The 21,289-nt window shown below is 39.2% G+C and carries 15 protein-coding genes; 4 read left to right on the top strand and 11 right to left on the bottom strand.

What is annotated here, in order from left to right; genetic code table 11:
• Positions 1-11: 11 nt before the first annotated feature.
• From pstA to B554_RS0108390, 5 genes are all read right to left on the bottom strand, one after another.
• Positions 12-1,409 carry a phosphate ABC transporter permease PstA gene (gene pstA, locus B554_RS0108410; RefSeq protein WP_004700128.1) on the bottom strand — a complete coding sequence of 466 codons (1,398 nt, stop codon included), beginning with the start codon at positions 1,407-1,409 and terminating at the stop codon, positions 12-14.
• Positions 1,406-2,785 (bottom strand): phosphate ABC transporter permease subunit PstC, encoded by a 1,380-nt coding sequence (gene pstC, locus B554_RS0108405; RefSeq protein WP_019457718.1) that lies wholly within the window; start codon positions 2,783-2,785, stop codon positions 1,406-1,408. Before pstC ends, pstA begins: the two co-directional genes overlap by 4 nt.
• Before the next feature lie 100 nt (positions 2,786-2,885).
• Positions 2,886-3,917 carry a substrate-binding domain-containing protein gene (locus B554_RS0108400; protein ID WP_004707648.1) on the bottom strand — a complete coding sequence of 344 codons (1,032 nt, stop codon included), beginning with the start codon at positions 3,915-3,917 and terminating at the stop codon, positions 2,886-2,888.
• 447 nt (positions 3,918-4,364) lie between these two features.
• Positions 4,365-5,744 (bottom strand): amino acid permease, encoded by a 1,380-nt coding sequence (locus B554_RS0108395; RefSeq protein ID WP_019457717.1) that lies wholly within the window; start codon positions 5,742-5,744, stop codon positions 4,365-4,367.
• 139 nt (positions 5,745-5,883) lie between these two features.
• Positions 5,884-7,605, bottom strand: a complete 1,722-nt coding sequence (locus B554_RS0108390) for an alpha-keto acid decarboxylase family protein (protein WP_019457716.1) — start codon at positions 7,603-7,605, stop codon at positions 5,884-5,886.
• 134 nt (positions 7,606-7,739) lie between these two features.
• Between B554_RS0108390 and B554_RS0108385 the strand changes: the two genes are divergently transcribed.
• Positions 7,740-8,225: an Lrp/AsnC family transcriptional regulator gene (locus B554_RS0108385; RefSeq protein WP_004700117.1), complete on the top strand. Its 486-nt coding sequence runs from the start codon at positions 7,740-7,742 to the stop codon at positions 8,223-8,225.
• 70 nt (positions 8,226-8,295) lie between these two features.
• On the opposite strand, the gene B554_RS0108380 is transcribed toward B554_RS0108385, so the two are convergent.
• The 3 genes from B554_RS0108380 to B554_RS0108370 all read right to left on the bottom strand — a co-directional run bounded on the left by B554_RS0108380 (position 8,296) and on the right by B554_RS0108370 (position 12,921).
• On the bottom strand, positions 8,296-9,726 hold the full coding sequence (locus tag B554_RS0108380; protein WP_019457715.1) for an aldehyde dehydrogenase family protein: 1,431 nt from the start codon (positions 9,724-9,726) through the stop codon (positions 8,296-8,298).
• Positions 9,727-10,012: 286 nt separating this feature from the next.
• Positions 10,013-11,545 (bottom strand): pyridoxal phosphate-dependent decarboxylase family protein, encoded by a 1,533-nt coding sequence (locus tag B554_RS0108375; protein WP_004700113.1) that lies wholly within the window; start codon positions 11,543-11,545, stop codon positions 10,013-10,015.
• Between the two features lie 2 nt (positions 11,546-11,547).
• Positions 11,548-12,921, bottom strand: coding sequence for a diaminobutyrate--2-oxoglutarate transaminase (locus B554_RS0108370; protein ID WP_004700112.1), 1,374 nt, complete (start codon positions 12,919-12,921; stop codon positions 11,548-11,550).
• A 466-nt stretch (positions 12,922-13,387) separates the two neighbouring features.
• Between B554_RS0108370 and B554_RS0108365 the strand changes: the two genes are divergently transcribed.
• Complete coding sequence (locus B554_RS0108365) at positions 13,388-14,089, top strand: SIMPL domain-containing protein (RefSeq protein WP_019457714.1); 702 nt, start codon at positions 13,388-13,390, stop codon at positions 14,087-14,089.
• 44 nt (positions 14,090-14,133) lie between these two features.
• On the opposite strand, the gene B554_RS0108360 is transcribed toward B554_RS0108365, so the two are convergent.
• Entirely contained in the window at positions 14,134-15,228 is a 1,095-nt protein-coding gene (locus B554_RS0108360) for a fatty acid desaturase family protein (protein WP_004700103.1), read from the bottom strand.
• A 12-nt stretch (positions 15,229-15,240) separates the two neighbouring features.
• Positions 15,241-16,311, bottom strand: a complete 1,071-nt coding sequence (locus B554_RS0108355) for a ferredoxin reductase (RefSeq protein ID WP_019457713.1) — start codon at positions 16,309-16,311, stop codon at positions 15,241-15,243.
• A gap of 140 nt (positions 16,312-16,451) precedes the next feature.
• Here B554_RS0108355 and fabR point away from each other — a divergent pair, with 140 nt between their 5' ends.
• Positions 16,452-17,147 (top strand): HTH-type transcriptional repressor FabR, encoded by a 696-nt coding sequence (gene fabR / locus B554_RS0108350; RefSeq protein WP_019457712.1) that lies wholly within the window; start codon positions 16,452-16,454, stop codon positions 17,145-17,147.
• A gap of 168 nt (positions 17,148-17,315) precedes the next feature.
• Positions 17,316-18,332 (top strand): AI-2E family transporter, encoded by a 1,017-nt coding sequence (locus B554_RS0108345; protein WP_019457711.1) that lies wholly within the window; start codon positions 17,316-17,318, stop codon positions 18,330-18,332.
• Positions 18,333-18,387: 55 nt separating this feature from the next.
• Here the strand turns inward: B554_RS0108345 and rapA are convergent, their stop codons facing one another.
• The gene (gene rapA / locus B554_RS0108340; RefSeq protein ID WP_019457710.1) at positions 18,388-21,225 is read right to left on the bottom strand and encodes an RNA polymerase-associated protein RapA; all 2,838 of its coding nucleotides are present in this window, start codon (positions 21,223-21,225) and stop codon (positions 18,388-18,390) included.
• Positions 21,226-21,289 lie beyond the last annotated feature (64 nt).

Genomic DNA, 21,289 nt, shown 5'->3' with positions numbered 1-21,289 from the left:
TTTATCCTCTATTACCAACGCACTTCGAACTTTTTACGTAACCAAATTGCAAGGCTGTTTAAACCAATCATTAATGCAAGAAGTACGATAATCGCAGCAGCAGTACGGCCTTCGAAGAAGTTACGCAACTCATTACCCTGCCATAAGTAAACTTGAACAGGTAAAGCAGTTGCTTGATCAAATGGAGTTGTTGGAATACTTGCAACGAATGCACTCATTCCGATTAAAAGTAACGGCGCAGTTTCACCAAGGGCGTGTGCAACACCAATAATTGAACCTGTCATGATCCCCGGCATCGCCAAAGGTAAAACATGATGGAAAACGGTTTGTACTTTTGAAGCCCCCAAACCAAGTGCAGCTTGACGAATTGATGGTGGTACAGCTTTTAAAGAAGCACGGGTTGTAATAATGACTGTTGGTAATGTCATTAAACTGAGTACCAAACCACCAACAAACGGAGCCGACAATGGTAAGTGCATCCAGCCAATGAAAATGGCTGCACCAAGCAAACCGAACACAATTGAAGGAACAGCCGCAAGGTTATTAATGTTGACTTCAATAATGTCTGTAAGAAAGTTCTTTGGTGCAAACTCTTCCAGATAAATAGCACTCGCTACCCCAATTGGGATCGAAATAATGATCACAATCAGCATCATAAATAACGAGCCCATGAATGCACCTGCAAGACCACTAATTGCTGGTGAACTACGAGAGTCCGGATTTGTAAATAAATTGGTATTAAATGTATTTTCGAGAATACCTTTTGCTTTCAAATCATCTGCAAGCTTACGAGTTTCCGGGTCAAGCTGTTGCTGGTCATCTGGCAATGAACGGTCAATGTTACCTTTTAACCATACATCTACGTTAGCATCGCCCAAGAATGTAAGATTCTCTTTTTTACCAATCAGCGATGGGTCAGCAAATACCATGTCACGTAAACGATAAGCTTCAGAACTTGCATATAGACTACGTAAGGAATCGCGCTGTGACTCAAGTGAAGGGTCTTTAGCAACCATACCATTTACGATCAGGCTATCCCAATCCACCATACCCATTTTTGTTTGCCAATCGACATAACGTTCTTGGTAATGCGCTGGTGTTTCACCCTGAGTACGAACAGGCACAGGACCCGCATCAATCACTTTAGGGTCAAAGTAAACTGGAACATTCATGCTGGTTTGCCAAAATGCTGGTAAACCTTTTGCCAAAATACTACCGAACAATAGCGCAACGAATGCAAGACCAATAACAACTGCCGATAAACCAGCAATACGGAAAGCTTTTTCTTTACGGTGACGCTTCGCCAATGATTTTTCAATCACTTTTTTACGGCGATCACGTGCCTGAGCAGCAGCTTGTGGATCAAATACGTTCTGATCCATAGGAGACGATGTATTTGATGTACTCATTCGTATTGCTCACGGTATTTACGCACAATGTACAGTGCAACAATGTTTAATCCCAAGGTAATCACAAAGAGTGTTAAACCCAGTGCAAATGCCACCAAGGCTTGCGGGCTTGCAAAATCGGTATCGCCAGTTAACTGTTTTACGATAGTTACTGTAACTGTCGAAACAGCTTCAAACGGATTTGCATGTAGAAGTGGACTGTTCCCCGCTGCCAAAACCACAATCATGGTTTCCCCTACGGCACGCGATACAGCCAATAAAAATGCCCCAGTAATACCCGGTAAAGCTGCTGGTAAAACCACTTGGCGGATTGTTTCTGATTTGGTTGCCCCAAGCCCGAGTGAACCATCACGAAGTGCACGAGGTACTTGTGTAATAATGTCATCTGACAAAGATGAAACAAATGGGATAATCATGATTCCCATTACGAAACCTGCAGTCAAAGCACTGGTTGCGTTAATTTCGATACCGACATGAGCACCAACAGCTTTAAAGAATGGACCAATAACCATCATGGCAAAAACACCATAAACAATCGTTGGAATACCCGCTAAAACTTCAATGGTTGGTTTTGCCCATGAGCGTAACCATGGAGATGCGTATTCAGCTAAATAAATAGCAATCATTAAGCCAACTGGTACAGCAACCAATAAGGCAATACCACTGACCATGAGCGTACCCCATAGTAATGGTAATAAACCATAGCTACCTTCTGCATTACCTGAAGTACTAAAACCTGGGTTCCATTCAGTTCCAAAGAAAAAGTCAATTGGACTTACAAAATGGAAGAAGTGCATTGCTTCACCAAACATCGACATTACAATGCCGATAGTGGTTAAAATTGCAACACCAGAACACAGGATTAAAGCAACATTAATGGCACGTTCAACTTGGTTACGAGCGCGATATTCTTGATTGATTTTTTTCTTTGCCCAGACCAAGCCTAGTAAGGCAGCACAAACAACAACGGCAAATTTGGCAAAAGAGCCAATAGTTTGAAATTTTGCATATTGCTGAGCTGCAGCCAATTCATAAGCTTCTGGATGATCACTTACCCCAAAACCTGAAGCAATCGATTGAACTCGATCAACAAGAACACTTCTTGCTGCTTCATCTAGAGATGCAGCGACAGAAGCAGGAACATTATTAAAGATAATATGATTTAAAATACTTGGCTCAACCAAGTTCCAAATGATCAAAATTAAAAAAGCAGGGATACCGCACCAAAGCCCAACCAGTGCGCCATAATAACCAGGACGAGAATGTAGTGTCGCCGAGTTGCTTCCCTTACCTGCTAGGTGGCGGCTCTTTCTTAGCCCAAGTTGATATGCAATTGCCACAAGGGCTAACAACACACCGATAAGTAGCAGATTCATGTATTCTCCACTGTTTTCTCAATTGTCATAATTTGGGAAAAACGTGTTAGACAAAAAGGCTGATGATCACTTGGGATCACCAGCCCCTATTCAAAACAAATTATTTAACAGTTTTACCTGCTTTAAAGTCAGCCAAGACTTTAGCGCGTTCTGCATCAGACATTGCGATTAAACCGTCACGCTCAGCTTTAGAACCTTTACCAGTCGCTTTTTTGCTTAGGAAGTATTCTACATACTGTGGTAAACCTTTAACTGATTTTAAGTGTTCGCCTTTCACATAGAAGAACAATGGGCGAGATACAGGGTATGTACCGTTTAACACAGTTTTCTCAGAAGGAAGAACGTTGTTTACTGATGCTACACGTAACTTGTCACGGTTCATGTCATAGAAGCTTAAACCGAACACACCTACCGCACTTGGAGAAGTTTTTAAGCGAGCTAAAGTTTCTGTATAGTCGCCAGCAATTTCAATTACACGACCGTCTTTACGGAAAGTCGAACATGCTTTCTTCTGAGCGTCTTTATCTAAGTTTTTGAAGTATTCGTATGATTCACAACCAGCATCAACCATTTTCTCTTGGAAAACTTCACGCGTACCGTGGTTAGACGCAGGAATTACAAGCGTAATAGGTTCGTTAGGAAGTGATTTGTCGATTTGGTTCCAGTTTGTATATGGGTTTGGAACCAATTTACCTTTTGAAGGTAACTGCGCAGCTAAAGCAGCAAACACATGGTAAGGCTTTAATTTATAAGCTGCTTTGTGTGAGCTAGACGCGAATACGATACCGTCATAACCAATTTTGATTTCTTGAATTTGTTTTACACCAGCTTTGTTACAAGCTTCAATTTCAGTGCTTTTAATTTTACGAGAAGCGTTTGCAACGTCGATTGTGTTGTCACCAACACCTTGACAGAACTGCTTTAAACCAGCAGAAGAACCACCAGAACCCACAACAGGAGTTTTAAATTGAGGGAATGTATTACCAAACTCTTCAGCTACAACGCTGGCAAACGGTAATACAGTTGAAGAACCAGCAATTTGAATCGTATCACGAGCTGCATTTGCAGTCGTAGTTACAGCGGCCCCAGTTACTGCTAACGCAATTGCGATTTGACGTGGATTTAAGCGCATTCTGTTCTCTCTCATTAATGCAATAGGTTGTACGTCACTTTTTGTTTAGTGCTTGTACGCTCTTCGATAGCTGCATTGTGAATAGAAAATATGACAAATAAGTTACAGTATTATGACGCTTTAATGATTTTTAAAATCGGGACTGTCATATTTCTAATTCTATTTTATATCAATCATTTAATCTTATTTTACAAGGTAGCTCGCACTCAAGTTTAATTTTGAATATGACAAACACCCAAATCAACAAATTGATAATTTTGCTTAAATTATAAAAACTTAATGAATTGAGATTACAAAATTATTTTACTAACCCATTTTTTATTTTTTTACATGTCATATTTATTTTGAAAAATTATTTCGCTCAAACATGAAAATATTATGACAAAAAGATAAACGGTTATCTGCTCTTTGTCAGATAACCGCAATATCACTGTAAATTTAAGCTTATTAGTTTGATTGCACTTCTGGCATTGCGACCATTTTTTTACGGTACTTCAAGAAATACATGATAGCTAAAGCCGCTAACCAAATAGGCCCTAAAATAACAGCCAATCTCATATCTGGCGTCATCGCCATAATAATAAGAATAAAGCATACAAAGCTAATGGTTAAATAATTACTCCATGGACTCATAATGCTTTGGAACTTAGTTTGGCGACGTTGCAATTTCATTGCTTTGGTAAATTTCAAATGTGTGACTGAAATCATAAGCCAGTTAATGACAAGTGCTGCCACAACCAACATCATAAAGATCTGAAACGCTTGGCCAGGAATTAAGTAGTTCACTACCACACATACAGCTGTGATTGATGCAGAAACAACCGCTGCCGGAACTGGAATACCACGGCTATTTACTTTCTTCAAAATTGCAGGAGCATTACCCTGCTCTGCTAAACCATGCAACATGCGGCTATTACAATAGATACAGCTGTTATAAACTGAAATAGCAGCAATTAAGACCACAAAGTTAAGAACATTTGCCACGCCATTACTATTGAGTGACTGGAAAATTAAAACAAACGGGCTACCACCTTCTGCAACCATATTCCAAGGGTAAAGACATAAAAGAATACCAATTGCACCGATATAAAAAATCAGGATGCGGTACACAATTTGATTTACTGCTTTTGGAATTGTTGTTTCTGGTTTCTTCGTTTCTGCCGCCGCAATACCAATAAGCTCTAAGCCACCAAATGCGAACATAATGACAGCCAAAGCCATAATAAAGCCATGAATACCATGCGGAAAGAAACCACCGTGTTGCCATAAATTTGCAACACCTGCTTGCGGACCTGCTGAACCGGAAAATAATAAATAAGCACCAAAGCCAATCATGCTTAAAATGGCAACAATTTTAATGCAGGAAAATAAGAACTCGGATTCCCCAAAAAAGCGGACATTTACCAAGTTAATGCCGTTAATTAAAATAAAGAAAAATAATGCAGTCATCCATGTCGGAATTTCGGGCCACCAAAATTGGATAAACGTACCAATAGCACTCAGTTCGGCCATACTCACTAGTACATACAACACCCAATAGTTCCAACCAGACATAAAACCAGCCATTTTGCCCCAATACTTGTTCGCAAAATAACTAAAAGAACCACTCACTGGCTCTTCAACAACCATTTCACCTAAATGTCGCATAATTAAAAAGGCAATAATTCCTGCAATTGCATATCCCAATAAAATTGAAGGACCAGCCAATTTAATTGTTTGTGAAAGACCTAAGAATAACCCTGTTCCGATCGCTCCTCCGAGTGCGATGAGTTGAATATGCCGATTGGATAAGCCTTGTTTTAACTCGTGCTTATTGTTTGCATCCATAACATTATCTCCAATGTTGGTGTCACTTCCTGTACACCTTTATTCAGCACTACATCCGAAGATCAGAAACCGACCTTCGGACATAAGTTGCTTTAATATGAGTCCATTTAATTTTGAGAAGACTTGTCCTATCTTCTATTTAAAACGAGCTTGCATCCTTACATTTAACTGGCTGGGAACGCTCCTTTAAAATTTCGTAGCCACGATCGCCGTAGTCAAAACGTGCAATCACAGAAGCAAATTTTTTCAAACTTACTGGTGCATCCATTGCAGGTAGTTTTAATTCAATAAAAGTTAACTGGTCATTTAAATGAACATTGTCTAAAACGCTCTTTAGCTGTCCTGCGGTTTCAACCACATAAGTGGTATGGCCTTTCTTACCGTTAAATACCGCAGGAATTTCAGTGTATTTCCAGTTTTGCACGTCGTTATAGGCAGCATTTTCACCCATAATTAATCGTTCAATGGTGTAACCGCCATTGTTCAACAAGAAAATAATTGGTTTTAAACCGTGACGAATAATGGTAGAGAGTTCTTGTACGGTAAGCTGGAAAGAACCATCGCCAATAAATAAAATTTGACGGCGTTCTGGAGCAGCCAACAAACTACCAAGCAAAGCTGGTAAGGTGTAACCAATAGAACCCCAAAGCGGCTGTGCAATATATTTAGCTGTAGCTGGGAGCTTTATACCCGACAAAGCAGAGTTTGATGTCCCGACTTCACCAATAATCACGTCATCTTCTTTTAAGAATCCTGAAATGTAATTCCAAAGCACATCTTGGCTTAGTTTTTGTTGAGCTGGAGCTTCAACTACTTTCTGAGGTTGTTTTTCGAGAAGAGGTGTTGACGATTTACGTGGCGCAACTTTTTTATTTAGCTCAACAAGTAATTGTCCAATCTCAATACCTGGAAAATCCTGACCAAAAATATTTAGGCCATAAGATTTAATTTCGATGTAGTTCTTGGTTTCAATTTGATGAGTAAATACAGCTGAACCCACATCGGTAAAACGTGCACCAATACCAATTAGACAGTCGGATTGTTCAATGATATTTTTCACATGCGGCTGGCTTGCCCCACCTACATAAGTTCCAATATAACGAGGTGAGCCTTCATCCATAATATTTTTTGCAGTATTCATACCTGCAAATGGAATCGAGCATTTTTGAGATAAATCATTTAAAAGCGACGTTACACCAAAAACTGAAGCTTCATTATCAATAAGAAGTGCTGGGCTTTGAGCATTCTCAATAATGTCACAAAGTTTTTTTACCACAGTTTGTAATAATTCAGGTTCAACAGCTGGGTAGCTTAAGTCCAGGGGACGCTCAGATACTTCAATTTTAACGTGGGTAATATCGCCTGGTAGTTGAATGTGTACAGGACGGCGTTCAAGGAAACACTGACGTAATACACGGTCAATTTCAAAGGCTGCATTTGCTGGAGTTAAACGAGTTTGGGCAACTGTAAACTCTTTCATACAGTTCATAATATTGTCATAGTTACCATCGACAAGCGTATGGTGTATGAGAGTACCCCTTTGAACTGCATGTAACGGTGGAATTCCTGAGATATGAATAAGAGGTACATTTTCTGCGTAGGCACCTGCAATACCATTAATCGCACTTAAGTCACCTACACCATAAGTGGTTGCCAAGGCAGAAAAACCGTTAATTCGTGCATAACCGTCTGCTGCATAGGCAGCATTTAATTCATTACAATTTCCAATAAATTCGAGTTGTGGGTCTGCTTCAACTTGTTCTAGATATGAGAGGTTAAAATCACCAGGTACACCAAAGAGATGTTGGATACCCATTTGTTTTAAACGAAGATTTAAAAAGTCACCGATTTCTATGAACATTGCTCTATATCCTTTGAGACCAATTTTTATTCCATAGAAAAATAATATTTCATCTACCTTTTAGATTTCGTGCATAATGAAAACGCATTTTAATAAAAATACATGATTTGTGTATCATAAAAGGATTTTATGCAATGGATAAGTTCGACTGGCAAATCATTCAAGCACTACAAAAGAATGGACGGCTCACCAATCAGGAAATAGGAGATTTAATCGGTTTATCTGCTTCGCAATGTTCTAGAAGAAGACAGTTACTTGAGCAAAAAGGCATAATCTTAGGTTATACCGCGCGCATCCAGCAGCAGGCGCTAGGACTGGAAGTTACAGCAATGATTCACATTAATTTAAGAACACACGAGGCAAAGTCACAGCAAGCTTTTCAAGAATTGATTGAAGCCGAAGATAATATTCAAGATGCGTTTTCAATTAGTGGCGATGCAGATTTTATTTTAAAAGTCGTTGCTGAAAACTTAGAACAGCTTTCCCAATTTGTGACTGAAAGATTGCTTTCTTATAATTTTATTGGTCACATAAAGTCTTACATTGTTCTTAAAAAAATTAAAGAACAGAATCATTTTTTAATCAAACCTAAAAGTATGAGCTATCATCACTCCCAATAAGCAAGCCAAGCTTTTCTACCTTATGAATGAAAATAAAAGGCGGATATTAGATCCGCCTTAAAATTAATATTTAGACTTTACTGATATGAACCGTTTGCCCAATCGTATTTTCAAGCAAACCTTCCAAACCAAACTCAGCACCTATACCAGACATTTTCCAGCCACCAAAAGGTGCATGAGGCAGGACTTCTGCATGGGTATTAATCCAAACAGTACCGCATTGAAGTTGAGTAGCATAAGTTTGAGCAGCTTTAATATCGGAAGACCAAATTGAGCCACCTAAACCAAACTCACTGTCATTGGCACGAGCAATTGCATCATTGATATCTGTATATTTTAAGATAGGCAATATTGGACCAAACTGCTCCTCTTGCACCACGCGACAAGAGTCAGAAACTTCAGTCAAAATAGTTGGCGCAATAAAGTAGCCTTGCTCTGGTAGCTGTTGTTGTCCAGAAAGTGCTTTTGCACCTTGTTCAATCGCTTCAGTAATAAGCGCTTTCACTTTGTTATATTGCATTTGGTTTTGTACTGGGCCAAATGTGGTAGAAGACGCCATCCCATCACCGACAACTTGAGCATTGGCAATGTCAGCTAACTTTTGCGATAAAGCCTCATATTGACTTTCATGCACGTATAGACGTTTTAAGGCTGCACATGTTTGACCAGCGTTTAAGAACGCCATGTTAAAAATCTTGGCTGCAATTTCATCGATATTTGCATCTGGCAATACAATACCAGCATCATTACCACCCAACTCTAGAGTTAAGTGTTTTAACTGCTGAGCTGCACCAGCCATAATGTGCTGACCTGTTCGAGTTGAACCCGTAAACACGACTTTTTGTACATCTGGATGAGAAGATAGCGCTTCGCCAATCTCACCAGCACCAACCACAATTGAAATAACACCAGCAGGAACTTCTTGCTGAATGATTTCACATAAACGTAAAGTTGATAGTGGCGTGTATTCAGAAGGTTTGCTAATAACAACGTTACCCGCGCGTAAAGCAGGCATGATATGCCAAACCGCAATCATGAGTGGCCAGTTCCATGGCGTAATTGAAGCCACTACACCTAATGGTTGGCGATGGCGCTCAATACGCTTGGTTTCACTATCTTCAATTACTTCTACAGGTAAATCCATAGCAGCCGCATAACGCGTCCAGCCAATTGCACCCTGCACCTCCATTTGCGCAAGTGCCAGTGGCTTACCTTGTTCAAGTACAACCAACTCTGCAAGCATTTCAGCGTGCTTTTCAATGCCATCTGCAATCTTGTTTAAGATTGACTTACGTTCATCATGAGAAACTTGCTGCCAAGCTTTAGATGCCTGTTTAGCTGCACTCACTGCCTGATTGACCTGTGCAACTGATGCTTTTGCGCAACGTGCAGCAGTTAAGCCAGTAGCAGGGTTTAGAATTTCTAGTTCACCTTGCTCACCTGAACAAAGTTGACCGCCAATAATGAGTTTAAATTCATTGAGCATATTCGCTTGTTGCATTTCTTCTTCCTTGTCTTAATTGTAATTACAGCCACTTACTTTTTTCAGTTAAAGCGGGATTATTTAAAGTAAGTACGATATTGATATATCAATGCGACCCAAAATATCGGGAACATACCAATACAATAAGAAATTTGCTCCCCATAAATCATGCATAATTATTTTTGTTTTTTGAAAATATGCATGTTTTGTGCATATTACTCTCTTGTGATGCACACTTTAAATAAAAATAATATGTAATAAAAAAGCCCGGCAATAAACCGAGCTTTTTTTGTTATCAACTCAATTAGTCGATTGGTGGTACATAGTTACCAGAAGCAATTGCATCTTTAATGCGGTCAGCTTCAGCCAATACTTGACCTAAAAGGTTTTTAACATTTTCAAATGTCACAACAGGGCTTAATGTTGTCATTTTCAATGACTGTACATCACCCACTTTTGTTACACCGATATTTGCTTCACCACGTGCAAACAATTCATCTGCTACGTTTTGGTTCAAGCTATCGATAAACTCAACTGGGTAGCCTTGTGGCACAACACGGAACAATACCGAAGCAAATTGTGGTTCAACTAAAAGCTCTAAACCTTCAGTTGCCTTGATGTAATCTGCAACTTCACGAGTCAGTTTTACACCATGGTCAATCATTGAACCATATAGGTCTTCACCTAGTGATTCAATTGTCATCCACAATTTCAATGCATCAAAACGACGAGTCGTTTGTAATGACTTAGAAACAAGGTTTGGTACACCATGTTCTTCGTCATAAGCAGAGTTCAAGTATTCAGCTTCATAGTGCATGAAACGGTAGTTCGCTTCATCTTTCAACAAGAACGCGCCACAGCTAATGCTTTGGAAATAATGCTTATGGAAGTCGAGGGTAATCGAGTCAGACAACTCAATACCATCAAGCATTGCACGATAGTCATTTGACAAAATCAGTGCACCGCCCCACGCAGCATCGATGTGCATCCATGAACCATATTTCGTTGTAATTTCACGAATTTTCTTCAATGGATCAATTGCACCAGCATCGGTTGTACCTGCTGTCGCAACAACACAAGCAACAACTTTACCTTCAGCTTGAAGATGTGCCATCGTTTTTTCGAGAGCATCAACATCCATCTGAGCATTTTCATTCACAGGAACAGTCACAACTGACTGGAAGCCCATGCCCATCATTGCCATGTTCTTTTGCACAGAGAAATGCGCATTTTCAGAACAAATAACTTTGACGTTTTTCATTGCTTCAGCTGGAATACCATCACGCTGTACAGACCATGGATTACCATTTTCGTCTTTCCAGTTTTTCGAGATGCACCAGTCACGAGCAAGCAAAACACCCATCAAGTTAGATTGAGTACCGCCAGAAGTGAATACACCTGCCTGACCAGAACCATAACCTACTTTTTGACGCAACCAATCAATCAACTGAACTTCCATTAATGAACCTGCAGGGCTTTGATCCCATGAGTCCATAGACTGGTTAGTTGCATTGATTAACACTTCCGCAATCTGGCTCATCACCATAGTTGGGCAGTGTAAATGCGCTAATGAATGTGGATGGTGTACTTTCAAGCTTTTATTTAAGAAAAGCTCAATCATACGTTGAAGTGATTCTTGTACACCCATACCTTCTTTTGAAGGTTGGAAAGAAATTGCTGAACGCAATTCTTTAATACTACCGCCTGTGTACATTTTTTCATTTTGCAACCATGCTGAAACGGCTTTTACCGCTTCGCCCATTGCTGACTCATAGTCAGCAATGGATTGTGCATCATTGCAGAGTAACGCTTTACGATGTTCTGCAAAATCCACCATTCTTACGCGCCTCGTACTGCAACCAATGCTTCTGCAATTGCTTTCTTAAAGCGGGCAATTACTTCCACACACTCTTCTTGAGTAATGATAAGTGGGCAAAGTAAACGAATTACTGTACCGTTACGACCGCCTTTTTCAAGCAATAACTTGTTGTTAAAGCAAGCAGTCTGGATCGCAGCCGCTAACTGAGAGTCAGCAGGATGAGAACCGATACGGTCAGCAGGTTTACGCTCGTCAACGATTTCAACACCAATCATTAAACCGCGGCCACGTACGTTACCGATACATGGGAATTCAGTAGCTAATTTTTTCAACTCAGCTTGTAGGAAGTCACCACGTTCTTGCGCATTTTGAGCAAGATTTTGTTCGCTAATCGTTTTTAATACGACAAGGCCTGTACCCATAGCAAGTTGGTTACCACGGAAAGTACCGGTGTGACCAGCAGGTTGCCAAGCATCAAATTTACGTTTAATACCTAATACTGCAAGTGGTAAACCACCACCTACTGCTTTAGACATTACAACAACATCAGGTTCAATACCTGCATGTTCAAACGCAAACATTTTGCCTGAACGTGCAAAGCCAGCTTGAACTTCGTCTAAAATTAAAACGATGTTGTGCTTTTCAGTCACTTCACGGATTTTTTGCAACCATTTTACTGGAGCAGTAACAACACCACCTTCACCTTGAATTGCTTCAAGAATCACAGCAGCAGGTTTTGTTACACCGCTTTCAACATCTTCAATAAAGTTTTCAAAATAGTAAGTTAAAGCATCAACACCAGCTTCACCACCCAAACCAAGTGGGCAGCGATATTCATGCGGATATGGCATGAATTGTACGCCTGGCATTAAACCGTTAACCGAGTTTTTCGCACTTAAGTTACCAGTCATTGCAAGTGAACCATGGGTCATACCATGATAACCACCAGAAAAACTGATTACTGAACTACGACCAGTGTAAGTCTTAGCAAGTTTAACCGCTGCTTCAGTCGCGTCTGCACCAGCAGGACCACAGAACTGTAAGCAGTACTCTTCTTTACCGCCTGGTAAATATGCTAACAACGCTTCAGTAAACGCATCTTTTAAAGGTGTGGTTAAGTCTAAAGTATGCAATGGCAAACCACTTGCCAATGTGTCTTGAATACTTTGAATCACCGCAGGATGATTATGACCTAAAGCCAATGTACCTGCCCCAGCTAAACAATCAAGGTACTGTGTACCTTCAACATCAGTAACCCAGCAGCCTTGTGCTTTCGCTATCGCTAACGGTAATTTACGTGGATAGCTACGAACATTCGATTCCATCTGACTTTGGCGAGTCAAATAATATTCGTTGGTAGCATTATCGGCAGGGTTGACAGAAGTAACGCTCATATCGGATTACCATCTCTGATAAGGGTAGAAAGAAATAAGTCTGGTGACTTTTGGTCCTTTGACTCGGTGCTTTATAGAACTAGCGAAGACACATATTTTATATCTTGTAACTAGGAGCGCGATGATACCTAATTTTGCAAGAAAAAAAACGTCTTTTGTGTACTTTACTCATCTAATCTTATTGAAAATATGTATTATCCCAATAGTTATGATGAATTATCATCATACTATGTGACAACCTAAAGAAAATATTCTTTTTTTATATTAGTTTGATTCTTTAAGTTACATTGAAACACTTTAATTTTAAGCTTTTATTTTTTATAGTTTTTATTCTTACCAAAAATTAAAAAAAATGATTTAAATATTACAAATACCCCACAAAATCTGCCAAAGTTATGCATAACTTATGTTTAACATTTCTTAATGAAAAAAATTAAATTTATATTAATTTTTAAAGGATAAATTTATGCGTACTTTAGCAATATCTACTCTTCTACTTGGTACGGTACTCAGCCCTATGGTTTTTGCCCAAGATGATAATACCCTTCACTACAATATTGTAAATGTACAAGCTGAAGCTTCTCGTCAGGTATCTAATGATGAAATGCATGCCACTTTGTATATTGAAAAAAGTAACAAGCAGCCTGCTGAACTTTCAAATCAGATTAACCAGTTAATGAATCAAGCGCTTGCAACTTCTCGTAAATACCCGCAAGTAAAAGTGGAAACTGGTGCTCAAAGCACTTATCCAATTTACGATAACGATAGCAATAAGTTAAAAGAATGGCGTGGTCGTGCAGAAATTCGTCTTGAAAGTAAAGATTTTAAAGCCGCTAGCCAGTTAGTGAACGAATTACAGCAAAACTTCCAAACTCAATCGATTAATTTTACGGTTTCTGACGAACAACGTAAAAAAGTTGAAAATGAGTTGATGGTAGAAGCATCTAAAAACTTCCAACAACGTGCTCAAATGTTGACTCAAGCATGGAATAAAAACCAATATACATTGGTCAATTTAAACTTGAACACTAACAACTATTTCCCTCAACCCGTAATGCGTGCCAGCATGGCTAAATTTACTATGGCAGAAGCTGCACCGGCTCAAGACATGGCTGCTGGTGAGTCTAAAATTACTGTAAATGCAAACGGTTCAATCCAGTTTAAATAATTTATTGCTCTAAAAAAGCCCTGAAATTTCAGGGCTTTTTTGACTTATTTTTTAAAAGGTAAAGCATATTTAAAGATACGACCTACAACCTGTCCAAACTGTTTCACCAGACTCGCATTGTTATAATTGATACCATATTTTTCACATACAGCCTCAACTTTTGGAGCCATTTGACGATAACGGCGTGCTGGAACATCAGGAAATAAATGATGTTCAATCTGATGGCTCAAATGTCCACTTAAAATATGTAATGCTTCTGAACCCTTTAGGTTTGAAGAACCACGAATTTGGCGCATATACCAATGTCCACGGCTTTCTTCTTGTAAAACAGACTTTGGAAACACCTCTGCATCTTTTGTAAAGTGACCACAGAAAATAATCGTAAATGTCCACATATTACGCAGACCATTTGCAACTAGGTTTCCAGTAAATACAGGCAACGCTGCGGGCCCTGCAATTAATGGGAAGAACACATAGTCTTTAAAAAGTTGTTTACCAATTTTTTTATTAACTGGTTTTAACTCTTCTAAAAATTTGGCTTTAGTCTTACGTTTGTAAAGAACACGACCAATTTCAAGATTCTGAATTGCTACGCCCCACTGGAACAATAAACAAAACGGAATGCTATAAACAGGTTGGAGTAAGAAACCTGGTTTCCAACGTTGCTCTGGGAATAAACGGAGCAAGCCATAACCAATGTCATCATCAACACCTTTAATATTGGTATAGGTATGATGCTTATAGTTATGCGTTTGGCGCCAGTTATCAGATGTACCTACGGTGTCCCACTCATAAGTTTGACCATTAAACTTAGGGTCGTTCATCCAGTCATATTGACCGTGCATCACGTTATGACCAAGCTCCATGTTCTCCATAATTTTAGAGAAACCTAATAGACCTGTTCCTAAAACCCATGCTGGCGGAAACCATCCAGCAAATAGACAAGCACGACCTAAAAGACCACTGTAACGAACTGCGGCATAGACACGGCGAATATATTTAGCGTCTTTTTCACCCAAATCATCCAATACTTCTTGTTTGATCTGATCAAGCTCTTTTGCAAATGCTTCAAGCTCTGCTGGAGTCAAATCGCGATTTTTAGGATTTTTAAAATATTCGACTTTCACTGGCATATTCATCAGAGTTCTCTCTTAAAGATCAATAACTAGATCGGATTGTGCTGAGTTGACACAAATCTTAAGTAACTGGCTTGGTTCAGTATTTTGACTACCGTTTAGTAAATTACGGGTAGAACCTTGCGCTTTACTACAAACACATTTATTGCAAATTCCCATACGGCAACCATGTGTTGGCTTAAGCCCTTCATGCTCAAGGCTGACTAAAATAGATTGGCCTTTAGGAATTGCAATCACTTTATTAGACTGGGTTAATGTGACATTTACATAACCAACATCATCTGCAGAACTTTCATTAGTTAAACTAAAAGCTTCAGTCAGTAAGGCTGGTGCTTTTTCAAAAAGCTCTTCGACAGTTGAAACAAAGCCAGATGGACCACATGCGTAGACCGTGCTGTTTTCAATATCATCAACTAACGCAAGATGTTCAGCATTTAAACGCTCATCATTAGGTGTTTCTTGCGTATAAAACACCTGATAGCTAAAGTTTGGATTTTGTTCAGCAACTTGCTCAAAATATTCTGTAAAAGCAGCATCAGAGCGCTGTTTTACCCAATATAAAAGCTGAACTTGTACTTTTTCTAACTGCTGGCTTTGCTTAATTGCTGTAATTAAACTCAACATTGGTGTAATGCCACTGCCTGCAGCCAACATAATTAATTTCGGTGTCTGAATATTTTGTTGCATGTCACCATAAGGTTGACCAAGCTCAAAAATATCGCCAATTTTACTTTCAGCAATAAACCAGTTACTGACAATACCATCCGCAACTTTTTTAACTGTTAAACGTAAGTGCTCAGCATCGATTTGCGTCAAGCTATAAGTACGTTCGTAACGGCGGCCAGCAATTTCAACAATAACTGGATGATGCTGACCTGCTGCGCCCGTTTTGACCAAACGGTTGCATTTTAGAGTAAGGCTCACAGTGTCATGAGCCACGAATTCTTTTTTTACAATTTGAACTAGTCCGTGCTGTACAGACCATAAAGGATTTATTTTTTGTAGCCAGAAACTCGCTATATTTTTGTCAAATACAGCTTGTGTTAATGAATTGAATAGAGAATTTCTCTTTTCGATTGCTTGCATAACTGAGGGCTCTGTCGCTCTTTTTTAATTATTATACACATGTATATATATTTGTATATACACCCGTACTTTTAATTACAATTTCACAAGTTACCTGTCTAACGCTATAATCCAGACAGTTTAAGAATATATTGAAAAGCATGACCCAAACCTCACTTTCTCAGAGCCAAAATGACACAGCCTCTTCACAAGATGTCATTGAAATAAAAACAGCAACGCGTTCTGTTGGAAGAAAAGCGACGATTACCAAAGACGAACTTTTTCAGGCCGCTCTTAACCTGATCGGTCCACAAAAAAGTATCGCCTCATTAAGTTTACGTGAAGTCGCACGGGAAGCTGGTATTGCACCAAATAGCTTTTATCGTCACTTTAAAGATATTGATGAGTTAGCCATTTCACTGATTGACCGCGCAGGTATCGTTTTACGTAAGATTATTCGTCAAGCTCGTTTGCGTGCATCTTTCCAAGACAGCATTATTCGTAGTTCTGTAGAAATTTTTCTTCAACAGCTTGATGCAGACGAAGGTAATTTAAGCCTATTGTTACGCGAAGGCTTTACAGGTTCAGCTTCTTATAAAGCTGCGGTAGACCGCCAGCTCAATTTCTTCCAACAAGAACTACAAGAAGATTTAATCCGTCTAGAGCGTTTAAATAACAATCACCTATATCATCCTGAGCTTGTTGCAAAAGCAATTACACAGCTTGTATTTCATATGGGTGCTAAAGTGCTGGATCTTCCAGTCCATCAACGTGCAGAAGTCGCAGAACAAACCATGATCATGATAAGAATGATTTTAGAAGGTGCTCGTCATCTAGACGAAGCAAAGATACGATAAGATAAACACAAAATGGTTTGTAATTGTACAAGCCATTTTTTATACAGACATACTTATTTCTTGATAAAAATATAATTCACAGATTGAAGCAACCAACATGCAAGAGTATAAGTAATTATTATTCTAGCAATATATACCCATATTTCCCCACGATATTTAGGGATTCACATGCAAAGTTTGAGTAATCGTCAAAGCCTGATTGCAAGCTATATTCTGATGGGCATTTTTTTGCTTTCGGTTATCCCCTTGCATCTCTTAGCAAGCTTTTTTGCTGGCTTTCTCATTTATGAAATTATTATTAGTTTAAGCTCTATTGTTGAACGTTATATTGATGGTCAAAGAGCCCGCATTTTTATTAGTATTTTACTGAGTATTATCACGGTTTCACTCATCGCCTTTTTTATAACAAGTTTAATTAGCTTTGTCGTTTATGACTTAAAAGGTGTAGGTATTCATAATATCAACAATAAAGTCGATCAAACGCTATTGCACTTACAAACCGAAGTTGGCAAATATCTTCCAGGTTATATTCCAGATAGCGTTACAGAACTAAAAGATGAAATTTTTGCATTTATGAAAGATAACGTGACGACATTAAAAAATGCCAGTTCCGATATCTTACATAACTTTGTAACGATGATTATGGGCCTTATTATTGGTATTTTGGTGGCGATTCATGGCTTTCATCGTCGTACACCACAGCCTGTATTTAAGTCTTTACTCATCCAACGTATTCAAAAGTTATCAATTTCTTTTAGAAATGTCGTTTTTGCCCAAATTAAAATTTCGGCAATTAATACACTGCTCTTTATCTTATTTGCTTTTGTAATATTGCCGATTTGGGGTGTTCATCTCCCTTTCGCTAAAACATTAACCATTCTTACTTTCTTGTTTGGTTTAATTCCGATTTTAGGCAACTTAATTTCAAATACGCTCACATTTATTGCTGCGCTTACGGTTTCACTGGGTTTAGCAGGTGTTGCTCTGCTCTATCTCGTATTAGTACATAAGTTAGAATATTTTATTAATGCGAAAATTATTGGACATAAAATTAATGCCAATGCATGGGAAATTTTATTAGCCATGTTAATTTTTGAGTCAATTTTCGGTTTAGGCGGCCTTATTGCAGCGCCAATCTTTTATGCCTATTTAAAATTAGAATTGAAAGATGCCAGAATGATTTAATTAAAACTTACTCAATAAAAAAGCGCCTTAAAGGCGCTTTTTTATGACTCATCATTTATGGTTTAACAACAACAAGTACTTGAATTGCTTCCGGAGTTACCGTTAAGCCATCAAGCAAGCTCAAGCCTTCTTTTTGCAACTTCTGTAAGCGCTCAATTTCGTCTTGACGAATACTTGGGTTGAACTGTTTCAAATACGTTAAACGGTCAATCTCGTATTGCCATTTATTGCCGTAATGCTCTTTTGCCTGCTGTTGAAGCTGTGGCAAGCCGATTTTAGCAATATCAAGTGCTTGTCTATAGCGCTCTTCAATCACTTCACGACGAGCTTTAACCACTTGGCGACAGCTATTGCCATCTAAATGATGCAAATATGGTTTTAAAATGGTTGGATCAATCTTTTCAGATAAGTCCTGACCATTTTCACTTAACAACACGCGAATGAGCTGTTTCGGTAAGCTTGATGGCAAGTTCAAAGATTTTGGTGCAACTACATCAACTTTAAACCAAACTTCAAGTAATACAGAACCTTGCTTTAATGCGTTTGACTTAAGAACAGCAACATTAGTACTACCAAATGATTGTGTACGGATCATTTCCATGACACTTTCAATGAACGGATGTTCTAAAGTCAGATATTGAGCATCTTCACGCATTTGCGCCTGATCACGATAGAACGTCGCAGTCATGCCCTCTTCGTCTAATGCCAAACCTTGCACTTGCATTTGGTCTGTCGGACGAATAATCACAGTACCGTTACTTTGCTCATCAAAATCAATATTAGTTGAAGACATAAAGCGCTTCACAAACATAGGTAATGTTGTGTTGTCATCGTAGTCTTCTAAGGCTTGAACAATTTCTTGTGCAACGATAGGACGGCATGAGTTGTATTCAAGCAAGCGATCTCGACCAGCTTGTAACTCTGTTTCTAAAGCCTGACGTTGAACATTGACTTCTTCAAGTAAATCTTCAAAGGTTTGACCTTGGTCTGAAAGTAAGCAGTCTTTTAATTCAACAATAAAGTTCTCTTGCAGCGTTTGAGCTGTCGGAGAAATATTGCTGAAAATATTCAACGCTTCGTTGTACCAACGGAACATACGCTCTTGAGCAGTGCCCATTAAGTAAGGTACATGAATTTGGATACGGTTTTCTTGACCAATACGGTCTAAACGGCCGATACGTTGTTCTAAAACATCAGGGTTTGCAGGCAAATCAAATAAAATCAGATCACTTGCAAACTGGAAGTTACGGCCTTCTGAACCAATTTCAGAACATAGTAGAATTTGAGCACCATAGCTTTCTTCTGCAAAGTAAGCAGCCGCTTGGTCACGCTCAAGTAGACTCATGCCTTCATGGAACATTGCAGTACGAATACCAGCATGCAAACGAAGTACACTTTCTAAAGATTCAACAACAGGACCACTACGTGCAATTAAAAGAACTTTTTTGTGCTTAAGTTCTTTACGCAAGATTTCCATTAACCATGGCACACGTGGGTCATTTTGCATCCATGAACCATCAAGTTGTGCTTCTTCTGGCCACATTTGCTCACGTAATTTACCGTCTTTTGACCAGTCTTCTGGCGCTTGCAAAGGCGCTGGTTGGCAATCACGGCCTGGGAAGCCTTGAATCGCTTCACGCGTATTACGGAATAAAATACGACCTGTACCATGACGGTCTAACAACTCATGAATCGCTCTGAAACGTTGCTCAGGCTGATCTTCAATTGAATGACCCAATAAACCTTCTAAAGCAGTTAAATGCTCTTGGGTTAAAGGTTCATCCGACATGAGCACTTCTGCAACTTGAGCAGTTTGCTGATATTGTGCTTCTTCATCTAAGAAGCGTTCTAAACTACTAAAGCGCTGTGGATCTAACAAGCGTAAACGTGCAAAGTGACTTTCTACACCAAGCTGTTCAGGTGTTGCTGTAAGCAACAATACACCAGCGGTGTTTTCAGCAAGCTCTTCAACCAAGTCGTAACGATCATTACCGCCTTCTTCTTCACTCCACATTAAGTGATGCGCTTCATCGACAACGAGTAAATCGAAACCAGCTTCTAATGCTTGCTCACGTAAATCGTCATGGTCCACCATCAAATCTACGCTGGCAATAATGCATTGCTCAGTCAAGAACGGGTTAAGCTCTGGATCATGTTCTTTAATAGATGCAGTACGGGTTAAGTCGAACAGAGAAAATTGCAAGTTGAAACGGCGACGCATTTCAATCATCCACTGATATTGCAGTGAATCAGGGACTAAAATCAGAATACGTTCAGAGCGGCCAGTTTTAAGCTGTTGGTGGATAATTAAGCCAGCTTCAATTGTTTTACCTAAACCTACTTCATCGGCAAGTAAAACACGTGGTGCGAAACGTTTACCGACTTCATGTGCAATATAGAGTTGATGTGGGATTAAACCTACACGCGCACCAACCAAGCCACGTAAAGGACTGGTTTGCATTTGCGATTGCATGAGCATTGCTTCAATGCGTAAGTCATACCACTCTTTATAATCGATCTGGCTTGCCAGCAAACGATCTAAAGGTTTTGACAACTGAATTTGTGCACCAATACGAGTTTCATTGAGCGCTTTACGCTCTTGTTCGCCATTTTCTAAAGTACGAACCACGTTATAACGCAAAACACCATGACGGTCTTCAACCGACTCAACAATCCACTTCTGGCCTTCTTGATCTTGAACTTCATCGTTTGTGTTGAAGATGATGCGAGATAGCGGTGCGTTATTACGTGCATAGACACGCGTTTCATCACTTTTGGGGAATAAAATGCTGACAGATCTTTCATCTACATCAATAAGAACGCCTAAACCGAGCTCAGTCTCTGTATCTGATAGCCAACGTTGACCAATAGCATACTGCTGCAATTTTTCCACCTTTTTCTCAAGTTCGCACTACATATTGTACGATGCAAATTAGCTTATTTTTGCATCTTTTTAT

Source organism: Acinetobacter sp. GG2, assembly GCF_000292385.1.
In the GTDB taxonomy this organism is placed as follows: domain Bacteria; phylum Pseudomonadota; class Gammaproteobacteria; order Pseudomonadales; family Moraxellaceae; genus Acinetobacter; species Acinetobacter seifertii.
This window is presented reverse-complemented; position numbering and strand designations above follow the sequence as displayed.